The following is a 10012-nucleotide window of genomic DNA, read 5'->3' on the forward strand; positions in this document are numbered from 1 at the left end:
ATTTCGCATAAAAACAATCGGCAATGTCTCACAAAGTACATGGTATTTACTTACACCGTTCACGCCGAAAAATCCGTCTTTTATTGTGGTTCAGGTATAATCGCCACAAAGCTTTGACTGACGGAGACGACCGCTTTGACTAATTTGAATTATCAACAGACGCATTTTGTGATGAGTGCGCCTGATATTCGCCACTTACCTTCCGATACCGGGATCGAAGTGGCTTTTGCAGGCCGTTCCAACGCAGGTAAATCCAGCGCGCTGAACACGCTGACTAACCAGAAAAGCCTGGCGCGTACCTCGAAAACACCAGGACGTACCCAGCTTATCAACCTGTTTGAAGTGGCTGAGGGCAAACGTCTGGTCGACTTGCCTGGCTATGGCTACGCGGAAGTTCCTGAAGAGATGAAGCGCAAATGGCAGCGCGCGCTCGGTGAGTACCTCGAAAAACGTCAGAGTCTACAAGGCCTGGTCGTGCTGATGGATATTCGCCATCCGCTGAAAGATCTCGACCAGCAGATGATTGAGTGGGCGGTGGACAGCAATATCGCCGTACTGGTGTTGCTGACCAAAGCGGACAAACTGGCGAGCGGTGCACGTAAAGCGCAATTGAATATGGTGCGTGAAGCAGTGCTGGCGTTTAACGGTGATGTGCAGGTAGAGACATTCTCTTCTCTGAAGAAGCAAGGCGTGGATAAGCTTCGCCAGAAACTGGATACCTGGTTCAGCGAGATGCGGCCTGTAGAAGAAACGCAGGACGGCGAATAATTTTCTAGCCCTTATGCATGTGCCGGATATCGCGTATCTGGCACATAAAATCATGCAAATTCAATGAGCTATTTTCTACCGCAGGCTTGTTAAGCACAATGTATCCGGCAATACGGATCTTTTCTTTCGCACAATAAAAAACGCCCCAGTCATTACTGACTGGGGCGGCTAAAAAATTCAGCCAAATCCGATTACGTGAAGTAAAAGGTCTGAAAGATAGAACATCTTACCTCTGTACCCTACGCGACTAACTTTACTCTTTTTTGTTCAGTTCAGAAAGCACTTTTTGTAATTTTTTTTCAGTTGTTGCATAGGAATTTCTAATACCCATCACAAATCATGGCTAGTTATGTTGCTTAGTTACGAAAAAAAGGCTTGTTAAGGCAAATCTTAGTGCGCCTGATCCCAGTTTTCGCCACTACCCACTTCCACCAGCAAAGGCACATCCAGGCGGGTACAGTTTTCCATCAACTGATGGATCTTCTTCGCTACCGCATCGACATCATCTTTATGAACTTCAAACACCAGTTCATCGTGTACCTGCATGATCATGCGCACGCGCGGTTGCTCTTCCTGTAGCCAGGCATCAACGGCAATCATCGCCCGTTTGATGATATCCGCAGCGGTTCCCTGCATTGGTGCGTTAATGGCTGCACGTTCAGCCGCAGCACGACGTGCACCGTTGCTGGATTTGATATCCGGCAGATAGAGGCGACGTCCGTCCAGGGTTTCAACGTATCCCTGCTCTTTCGCCTGCGCACGAGTGCGTTCCATATACTCCAGTACGCCTGGGTAACGTTCGAAGTAAAGGTCCATGTACTTCTGTGCTTCTTTACGTGGAATGTTCAATTGCCGTGCCAGACCAAAAGCACTCATGCCATAAATCAGACCAAAGTTGATCGCTTTCGCGCTACGGCGTTGTTCGCTGGTGACGGTTTCCAGTGGCAAACCAAACACTTCTGCCGCCGTTGCCCGGTGGATATCTTTTCCTTCTGCAAATGCGGTCAGCAAGCCTTTGTCTCGTGAAAGATGCGCCATGATGCGCAGTTCAATCTGCGAGTAGTCCGCCGAGACAATCACATAATCCTGCGGCGCAATAAACGCCTGGCGGATACGGCGGCCTTCTTCGTTACGCACCGGAATGTTTTGCAGGTTAGGATCGGTTGAGGATAAACGCCCCGTCGCAGTTACTGCCTGGTGATAGGAAGTATGCACGCGCCCGGTTTTCGGGTTGATCATCAGCGGCAGCTTGTCGGTGTAGGTCGATTTCAGCTTCGCCAGGCCACGGTACTCCAGAATCACTTTTGGCAGCGGGTAGTCCAGCGCCAGCTCTTCCAGTACCTCTTCTGACGTTGAAGGCGCACCACCCGGCGTTTTCTTCAGCGGCTTAATACCCTGTTTTTCAAAAAGAATAGTTTGCAGTTGCTTGGTGGAAGAAAGGTTAAATTCTTCACCTGCAATTTCATGCGCTTTCTTTTCCAGCTCAGCCAGACGCAAGGTGAGCTCTTCAGAATGATTGTGCAGCACTTTCGGGTCAATCTTCACACCGTTGCGTTCGATGCGTGAAAGCACCGGCACCAGCGGCATTTCGATGTTTTCGAAGACGTTCAGTGGCCCTTTGTGTTTTTGCAGATCCGGCCACATTTTCAGATGCAGCTGCAAGGTGACATCTGCATCTTCAGCGGCGTAACGTCCGGCCTCTTCCAGGGCAATCTGGTTAAAGGTCAGTTGATTTTTGCCTTTACCAGCAATCTCTTCAAAAGTGATGGTTTTGTGCTTCAACCAACGTTCCGCGAGGCTGTCCATATCGTGACGACCGGCAACGCTGTTGAGAATGTAGGACTCGAGCATGGTATCAAACGCAATCCCCCGCAGCTCAATGCCGTAATTCGCCAGAATACCGCGATCGTATTTCAGGTTTTGCCCGACCTTCAGTGCCTTTTCATCTTCCAGCAGCGGTTTTAGCAGCTCGAGTGCGCGCTCGCGGGAGATCTGATCGGGCGCATCAAGATAATCATGAGCAACCGGAATATAGGCCGCTACGCCAGGTTCGATAGCAAAAGAAAGCCCTACCAGGTTGGCGGAGATGTTATCGAGGCTGTCGGTTTCGGTATCAAACGCAAATACAGGCGCTTTTTCCAGCTTCGTAATCCATGCTTTTAGAGTTTCTTCGTCCAGAATAGTGACGTAGTTATCGTAAGAAATCGCTGTCGCAGTCACTTCGGGTGTTTCGTCGACAACAATGGTTTCCTGCGGCTTCGCGGCTGGTTTTGCCCCTTTGGCCTGTAACCATTTGCCCGCTTCGACATCAGCAGTCCAACGCTTGAACTCATACTTTTTGAACAGCCCCAACAACTCTTCAGCCGCCGGTTGTTGTACTTCCAGTTGTTCGCAGGTCAGTTCCAGTTCAACGTCGGTTTTAATCGTCGCCAGCTGGTAAGAGAGATAGGCCACCTCTTTATTTTGCTCAAGCTTCGCCGCCATTGTTTTCGCGCCGCGGAAGCTCAATCCAGCAATTTTTTCCGGCTCGGCATACAGCGTATCCAGGCCGCCAAGACCTTGTAGCAGTGCCTGTGCGGTTTTTTCACCGACGCCCGGTACGCCAGGAATGTTATCAGAGGAGTCGCCCATCAGCGCGAGGAAGTCGATGATCAGTTCTGGCGGTACGCCGTACTTATTCACCACCTCTTCCGGGCCGAGGATGGTATTCGTCATGGTATTGATAAGCGTAATATTTGGCGTCACCAGCTGCGCCATATCTTTATCACCGGTGCTGATCAATACCGGACGCCCGGCTTTTTCTGCTTCGCGCGCCAGAGTACCGATAACGTCGTCTGCTTCTACGCCAGAAACGGCCAGCAGAGGCAGCCCCATCGCTTTTACCATTGTGTGCAGGGGTTCGATCTGCGCGCGCAAATCATCCGGCATTGGCGGGCGATGTGATTTGTAATGTTCAAACAGTTCATCACGAAAGGTTTTTCCCTTGGCGTCAAAGACCACCGCTGCATGCGTCGGTTGGTATTGCATGATCAGACTACGCAGCATGTTGAGGACACCGTACATCGCACCGGTTGGCTCGCCTGCACTGTTAGTCAGCGGCGGAAACGCGTGATATGCGCGATAAAGATAAGATGAACCATCTACAAGGATAAGTGGGTTTTGGGGGATCTGAACCATAATGTCCGTGCCTGTTTATCAGATTATGGGTAAAGGATGCCACAGACAGGATGAAAACATGAGTTTTTCACCGCTTTTCGTGAAAATCTTTTGTAGATCTTGTGGATCGCTCGCAAATCGTCATGTGGATAACTTTGTGTATAAATTATTTACATCACTTTTAATTTATTATCATGCTTGTTACAGCATTAGGTTTGTTGTTGTTTTTCATAAAGTTAAAAATAAAAGCATTGCTGGTGATTGAGTAATAGGGATTTTTTCTAATGTGGATAGATATGAATTATTTTTCTATTTAAGGATCATCCGTTATTTGGACCGTTTTCTGCTAAAATCTGCGCCTTGCGCTTCTTTAGCGCACTGTCTATGGCTAACCTTTTGAATAATTTAATTATGACGAGAATACTCGCTGCGATAACACTTTTGGTGAGTATCGTATTGACCATTTTGGTCACCATTTTTTGTTCTGTCCCGATCATCATTGCCGGGATCGTAAAACTATTGTTACCTGTGCCAGTGATTTGGCGAAAGGTATCGCTTTTTTGTGATTTTATGATGTATTGCTGGTGTGAAGGATTAGCGCTATTACTGCACCTTAACCCACACCTGCAATGGGAAGTTCGCGGACTGGAAGGGCTAAGTAAGAAGAACTGGTATCTGCTTATTTGTAACCACCGCAGTTGGGCTGATATTGTTGTACTATGCGTGTTGTTTCGTAAGCATATTCCAATGAACAAATATTTTCTCAAGCAGCAACTGGCCTGGGTGCCTTTCCTGGGCCTGGCGTGCTGGGCGCTGGATATGCCATTTATGAAGCGCTATTCCCGCGCTTATTTGATACGTCATCCGGAACGGCGCGGTAAAGATGTTGAAACCACTCGTCGGTCTTGCGAAAAGTTTCGCCTGCATCCCACCACGATTGTGAATTTTGTTGAAGGCTCCCGTTTTACTGAACAGAAACACCAGCAAACCCACTCGACATTTAAAAATCTCCTGCCTCCCAAAGCCGCCGGTATCGCGATGACGCTGAATGTGCTGGGTAAACAATTCGATAAACTACTCAATGTTACGCTGTGTTATCCGGACAATAACCGCCAGCCATTCTTCGATATGTTAAGTGGCAAACTGACGCGGATTGTCGTGCATGTGGATTTACAACCTATTGCTGAAGAGTTGCATGGCGACTATATCAATGACAAAAGCTTCAAACGTCATTTTCAGCAGTGGCTGAACACACTGTGGCAGGAAAAAGACCGACTTCTGACTTCACTGATGTCATCACAGCATCATGATAAGTAGTTATAACTCGCCTCCGTATTAGCAGAGGCGAGTTATCATTTTAATGCACTAAACGTCCGGCACGAGACATAAACTCTTCTTCGCTCATCTCCTGCCCGTTAAAAACAACTTTACCTGGCAAATAATGCAGTTGCAGCGAGGCGATATTGTTGTCAATTGTGATTAACTGAAACATCTTACCTAATGTTGCCATTCCGCCGATTTGTTTATCAGCCAGCTTTTGAGCTTTTTCAGCATCCATTCCTTCAGATAAATTAAGCTGTTTAGCTATTTCAGTGACGACATTAATCGGTACATTCATATCCAGATTGAAAGATTTAATATCTTTGTTTGTGGATGATGACGATTGGGCTGGTTCGGCAATACTAATATCCAGATTAGCATTTAGTTCACCGACAGCGTTCTTCCAGCTTACAGGTAGTTTAATGATCGGCTCACTTTTTTGTAATAACGGTAAATACTCTTTGAACAATGCCGTATTCATTGCTTCCAGTGCATCTTCATCATTTGCTAACTCAGGGTGTGCTGCAAGTTGCTTCTGCGTCGCAATGTTGTACTGGATGATAAACTGGCGAACTGCTAAGGGATCAATAGATTCAGCAATCAATGACCATTGACCGCTACCGAGTTGCTGATTCCCTTTTGTTAACTTATCAATTTCGTAACTCAGATTGACATTGATATGATCTTTATCTTTTACGCGCTCTAGTGTGGTTTTCGCGACGAAAGCGTCGAGTTTGGCAACTTCGTTACCGTGATTGACAATGCTAATCTGATTAAATTTCGACTCGCTTTCACCAACCGGAAATTTCTTTTCTTCTAATCGCGTCAGAGAATTAATGGTAAAACTTTTCGCCGTGACTTTATTCATTGGCGATAATTCCAGAACAATATCTTCGACTTTGCCTTCAACATCGAGATTAGACAATGAACTGTCATCACCATTAAAAGTAAACTGACCTTCACCAAAGGAGAGTTTTCCATACTCTGCTGGGGCAACGTCCAGAGTTGTAGAGAAAGAACCGCCAAAGGCGAATCGCAATGTTGCTTCGACGGGCGCTCTATCTTTTGCGGCAATAAATAGCGGTTGTGTCAGTTCATTATTGACTAATTTAACTTTTGCTGCCGCCATAGCAGGTAAGATATTGCCACTTTTTAACATTGATAGGGGCAAGGGGCCATGATCGACATCCACATCAAATGCAATACCTTGTCCTGGCTTGATATTGAGATCTGGCGCACCTTTATCAAAGTTTTTATAGCTGGCGATCATATCATAGGCATGCTCTCCCTTCTTTTTACTGTCGTTAAAATCTTTAATAAATTTTTCGACGCCAGACTGGATTTGAGTCCCTTCATACCATGTTCCACCGCCCCAGATAATGGCTAATGCAACAATAACACCTGTGGCTGACTTACGTATCATCTCTATTATTCCCTGATAAAACAGCAAAACTTTTAATATCCGCGCTTGATATTAAAATGTCCAGAAACGAGGTGAATTATCAGAAAGTATTTATATTGATTAAACAACAAAAAAGCCCGTGAATATTCACGGGCTTTATGTAAGTCACAATAAATTATTTTTTCTCAGACAGATATTTTACTGTATCGGCATACTGCTGAACAAAAACATCCATATTGCTGGTATCCATACCCTGCGGATTCAGCTGATATTTACCGTTAACAAACATCGCTGGAACGCCACGCAATTGTACATCTGCAGCCGCTTTTTCTTGCTGTGCGACCAGAGATTTAACAACAAAGCTGTTCCATGCTGCATCATACTCTTCGCCTTTAATACCTGCGTTGATGAAGACATCACGAATGTCGGCCGTAGAGCGAATGGTCTGTGTTTTCTGTACGCCTTCAAACAGTGGTACAGTCACTTTATCTTCTACGCCCAGCGCCATCGCCACAGCCCACGCTTGTGTCAGAGATTGCCCCAGCTCCCCGCCCATGAAGTTGACGTGGTATTTAGTCATCTTCACACCTTCCGGCAGTTTTTTCTTCACATTCTCAGAAATATGCAGAACTTCTTCAAACTGATAGCAGTGTGGGCAGAAGAAAGAGAAAAACTCCAGCACTTGCGGCGCGCCAGCAACCGGCTTTTCCAGCGTGGTGTATTGTTTACCATCTTCATACTGCGCCGCCGATGCGCTAAACGCTAAAACCAAACCAGCCAGCGCCAGCCAAATCTTTTTCATGATCTACTCTCTCCGATTAATACATAGGTGTTAATTGCAAAGGGGGTTCTTGTAGAACTTTTGCCTGTTCTATAAAAGTCGCCGTCTGTCGCAGCCAGTAATCTTCCCCGGTTAACCACGGGAAATTTTTCGGGAACGCGGGATCAGCCCAACGCCGTATTAGCCAGGCAAGATAATAAACCAAACGCATGGCGCGTAAAGGTTCAATCAGTCCGATTTCAGCGGTGTCGAACTCGCTAAATTCTTCATAAGCTTCAATAATAGTTTCTAACTGCATCCGCTGCTCAGCTTTATCGCCATTCAGCAACATCCACAGGTCCTGAATTGCAGGGCCATTACGCGCATCATCCAGATCGACAAACATTGGGCCATCGCGCCAGAGAATATTTCCGGCATGGCAGTCACCATGTAATCGCAGAACGGTGAAGTCCTCCCGCCAGTGTCCTGTAACGGCGGTAATAAGCTCATCCGTTGCCTTAAGGAAGGCCGCTTTCAGCCCAGAAGGTATCAGCGTAGCATTTTCAAACAGCTTGCGTGGTTCAATGAGATATTCATTCAGACCGATGGTCGGGCGATGGATAAAAAGCTGTTTGCGCCCCGTCTGGTGCATGCGCCCTAAATAACGCCCAACCGCTTCCATCTGATCAATATTATCGGCTTCGAACTGACGACCACCGACGCTTGGGAAAACGGCAAAATAAAATCCCTGATGAATCAATAAGGTCTGGCCGTTAAAAGCCAAAGGGGCCGCGACAGGAACTTCGTCGTTTACCAGTTGCAGCGCAAATTGATGCTCTTCGAGGATTTGATCTGCTGTCCAACGTTCAGGGCGATAAAATTTGACGACAAAACGCCGACGATCTTCGTCCTGAAATTGATAGACACGGTTTTCATAGCTGTTAAGCGGGGTAAGACCGGAATCCACCCGGATCCCATGCTCAAACAGAGCGTCCATGATGGTATCCGGGTGTAGTGTCTGGAAAGTAAAAGCGCTGTTGTTCATCCCATCATCCGGAAAACATTACGAATGATGAAGGATATCATTTCACAATGATTTTGTTGGTAGCGCTTACAAGCTTTTACTCTTTAATTACGCCACGCGCACGTAATAGCGCCGTTTTGAAATCTTCTTCATAATCTTTCTGCAGCCCTGGGATCACCGCATCTTTCGCGGAATCGCGCATTTTCAGGTGATAGATCAGAATGTCATCCGTCAAATCCGCCAGTTCGCCGTCAAAACCTGACTCTTTCGCCAGTTTCTGCAAAAATTGCAGCAGGTTAAGGTCTGGCTCTTTTTGCCAGGCTGGCTGGAGGAGTTCAATAACTTCATTCAGACGTTTACATTTCATAGTAATGCTCCTTACTCTTGAGACAGACACGTTAGCAGGGTCAATCCCACAATAAAAGAGGCGATATCGGTGAATCTGATGACGACGATAACAGGCGTTATACTGGCGGGCGGTAAAGCCAGACGAATGGGCGGCGTAGATAAAGGATTGCTTGAATTAAACGGCAAACCATTATGGCAACATGTCGCTGACGCGCTTATGACGCAGCTGTCTCACGTCGTGGTTAATGCCAATCGTCATCAGGAAATCTATCAGGCAAGTGGTCTGAAAGTAATAGCGGATTCACTGGCGGATTATCCTGGCCCGCTGGCGGGAATGCTTTCGGTAATGCAGCAGGAAGCAGGTGAGTGGTTTCTGTTTTGTCCGTGCGATACGCCTTATATTCCCCAGGATTTAGTCTCCCGGCTTAATCATCAGCGCAAAGATGCACCTGTTGTGTGGGTCCATGACGGTGAACGCGATCATCCAACTATTGCTCTGGTAAATCGCGCTATTGAGCCGTTGTTGCAGGAATATCTGCAAGCAGGAGAACGCCGGGTAATGGCATTTATGAATCTTGCTGGCGGTCACGCGGTTGATTTTAGCGACCGTAAAGAAGCATTTGTGAACATGAATACGCCAGAGGAGCTTGCACGATGGCAGGAAAAACAATGATACCGCTACTCGCCTTTGCCGCGTGGAGCGGCACCGGAAAAACGACGCTGTTGAAAAAACTTATCCCGGTATTATGCGCCAGAGGGATCCGCCCGGGGCTGATTAAACATACGCATCATGATATGGATGTCGATAAACCGGGCAAAGATAGCTATGAGCTGCGCAAGGCTGGCGCGGCGCAAACCATCGTTGCCAGCCAGCAGCGTTGGGCGCTAATAACGGAGACGCCAGACGAAGAAGCGTTGGATCTGAATTTTCTTGCAAGTCGCATGGATACCTCAAAGCTGGATCTGATTCTGGTTGAAGGGTTCAAGCATGAAGAGATCGCGAAGATTGTGTTGTTTCGCGATGGTGCCGGACATCGACCAGAAGAATTAGTGATAGACAGACATGTTATTGCTGTAGCCAGTGATGTGCCTCTTAATCTTGATGTCGCGTTACTGGATATTAATGATATTGAGGGGCTGGCTGATTTTGTGGTGGAGTGGATGCAAAAGTAGGACGGATAAGCAAGAGTAGGTTGGATAAGACGCGCCAGCGTCGCATCCGGCATTTTTTTCT

Annotated in this window: 9 protein-coding genes; 4 read left to right on the plus strand and 5 right to left on the minus strand. The window is 47.0% G+C overall.

Annotation, left to right across the window (positions count from 1 at the left end):
• The first annotated feature begins 135 nt into the window (after nucleotides 1-135).
• Complete coding sequence (gene yihA, locus FEK66_RS21735) at nucleotides 136-768, plus strand: ribosome biogenesis GTP-binding protein YihA/YsxC (protein WP_130260086.1); 633 nt, start codon at nucleotides 136-138, stop codon at nucleotides 766-768.
• 390 nt (nucleotides 769-1158) lie between these two features.
• Here the strand turns inward: yihA and polA are convergent, their stop codons facing one another.
• Complete coding sequence (gene polA, locus FEK66_RS21740) at nucleotides 1159-3945, minus strand: DNA polymerase I (protein ID WP_130209966.1); 2787 nt, start codon at nucleotides 3943-3945, stop codon at nucleotides 1159-1161.
• 363 nt (nucleotides 3946-4308) lie between these two features.
• Between polA and FEK66_RS21750 the strand changes: the two genes are divergently transcribed.
• Nucleotides 4309-5241, plus strand: coding sequence for an acyltransferase (locus FEK66_RS21750; RefSeq protein ID WP_130209960.1), 933 nt, complete (start codon nucleotides 4309-4311; stop codon nucleotides 5239-5241).
• 40 nt (nucleotides 5242-5281) lie between these two features.
• Here the strand turns inward: FEK66_RS21750 and FEK66_RS21755 are convergent, their stop codons facing one another.
• The 4 genes from FEK66_RS21755 to FEK66_RS21770 form a co-directional block, all read right to left on the minus strand.
• The gene (locus tag FEK66_RS21755) at nucleotides 5282-6667 is read right to left on the minus strand and encodes a DUF945 family protein (protein WP_135495358.1); all 1386 of its coding nucleotides are present in this window, start codon (nucleotides 6665-6667) and stop codon (nucleotides 5282-5284) included.
• 154 nt (nucleotides 6668-6821) lie between these two features.
• Nucleotides 6822-7448, minus strand: a complete 627-nt coding sequence (gene dsbA / locus FEK66_RS21760) for a thiol:disulfide interchange protein DsbA (protein WP_064527999.1) — start codon at nucleotides 7446-7448, stop codon at nucleotides 6822-6824.
• Nucleotides 7449-7464: 16 nt separating this feature from the next.
• Nucleotides 7465-8451: a stress response kinase SrkA gene (gene srkA / locus FEK66_RS21765; protein WP_135495359.1), complete on the minus strand. Its 987-nt coding sequence runs from the start codon at nucleotides 8449-8451 to the stop codon at nucleotides 7465-7467.
• Nucleotides 8452-8527: 76 nt separating this feature from the next.
• Nucleotides 8528-8797 (minus strand): YihD family protein, encoded by a 270-nt coding sequence (locus FEK66_RS21770; RefSeq protein WP_001295263.1) that lies wholly within the window; start codon nucleotides 8795-8797, stop codon nucleotides 8528-8530.
• Between the two features lie 69 nt (nucleotides 8798-8866).
• Here FEK66_RS21770 and mobA point away from each other — a divergent pair, with 69 nt between their 5' ends.
• Complete coding sequence (mobA, locus tag FEK66_RS21775) at nucleotides 8867-9451, plus strand: molybdenum cofactor guanylyltransferase MobA (protein WP_135495360.1); 585 nt, start codon at nucleotides 8867-8869, stop codon at nucleotides 9449-9451.
• Nucleotides 9433-9951: a molybdopterin-guanine dinucleotide biosynthesis protein MobB gene (mobB, locus tag FEK66_RS21780; RefSeq protein WP_130209950.1), complete on the plus strand. Its 519-nt coding sequence runs from the start codon at nucleotides 9433-9435 to the stop codon at nucleotides 9949-9951. The genes mobA and mobB overlap by 19 nt, the downstream gene beginning before the upstream one ends.
• The last annotated feature ends 61 nt before the right edge of the window (nucleotides 9952-10012 follow it).

Source organism: Escherichia sp. E1130 (assembly GCF_005781065.1).
Classification (GTDB): Bacteria; Pseudomonadota; Gammaproteobacteria; order Enterobacterales; family Enterobacteriaceae; genus Escherichia.

Excerpts from the sequence above, each read along its gene's own strand:
- polA (WP_130209966.1), bottom strand. The coding sequence starts at position 3,945 with ATGGTTCAGATCCCCCAAAACCCACTTATCCTTGTAGATGGTTCATCT.
- FEK66_RS21750 (WP_130209960.1), top strand. The coding sequence starts at position 4,309 with ATGGCTAACCTTTTGAATAATTTAATTATGACGAGAATACTCGCTGCG.
- FEK66_RS21755 (WP_135495358.1), bottom strand. The coding sequence starts at position 6,667 with ATGATACGTAAGTCAGCCACAGGTGTTATTGTTGCATTAGCCATTATC.
- dsbA (WP_064527999.1), bottom strand. The coding sequence starts at position 7,448 with ATGAAAAAGATTTGGCTGGCGCTGGCTGGTTTGGTTTTAGCGTTTAGC.
- srkA (WP_135495359.1), bottom strand. The coding sequence starts at position 8,451 with ATGAACAACAGCGCTTTTACTTTCCAGACACTACACCCGGATACCATC.
- FEK66_RS21770 (WP_001295263.1), bottom strand. The coding sequence starts at position 8,797 with ATGAAATGTAAACGTCTGAATGAAGTTATTGAACTCCTCCAGCCAGCC.
- mobB (WP_130209950.1), top strand. The coding sequence starts at position 9,433 with ATGGCAGGAAAAACAATGATACCGCTACTCGCCTTTGCCGCGTGGAGC.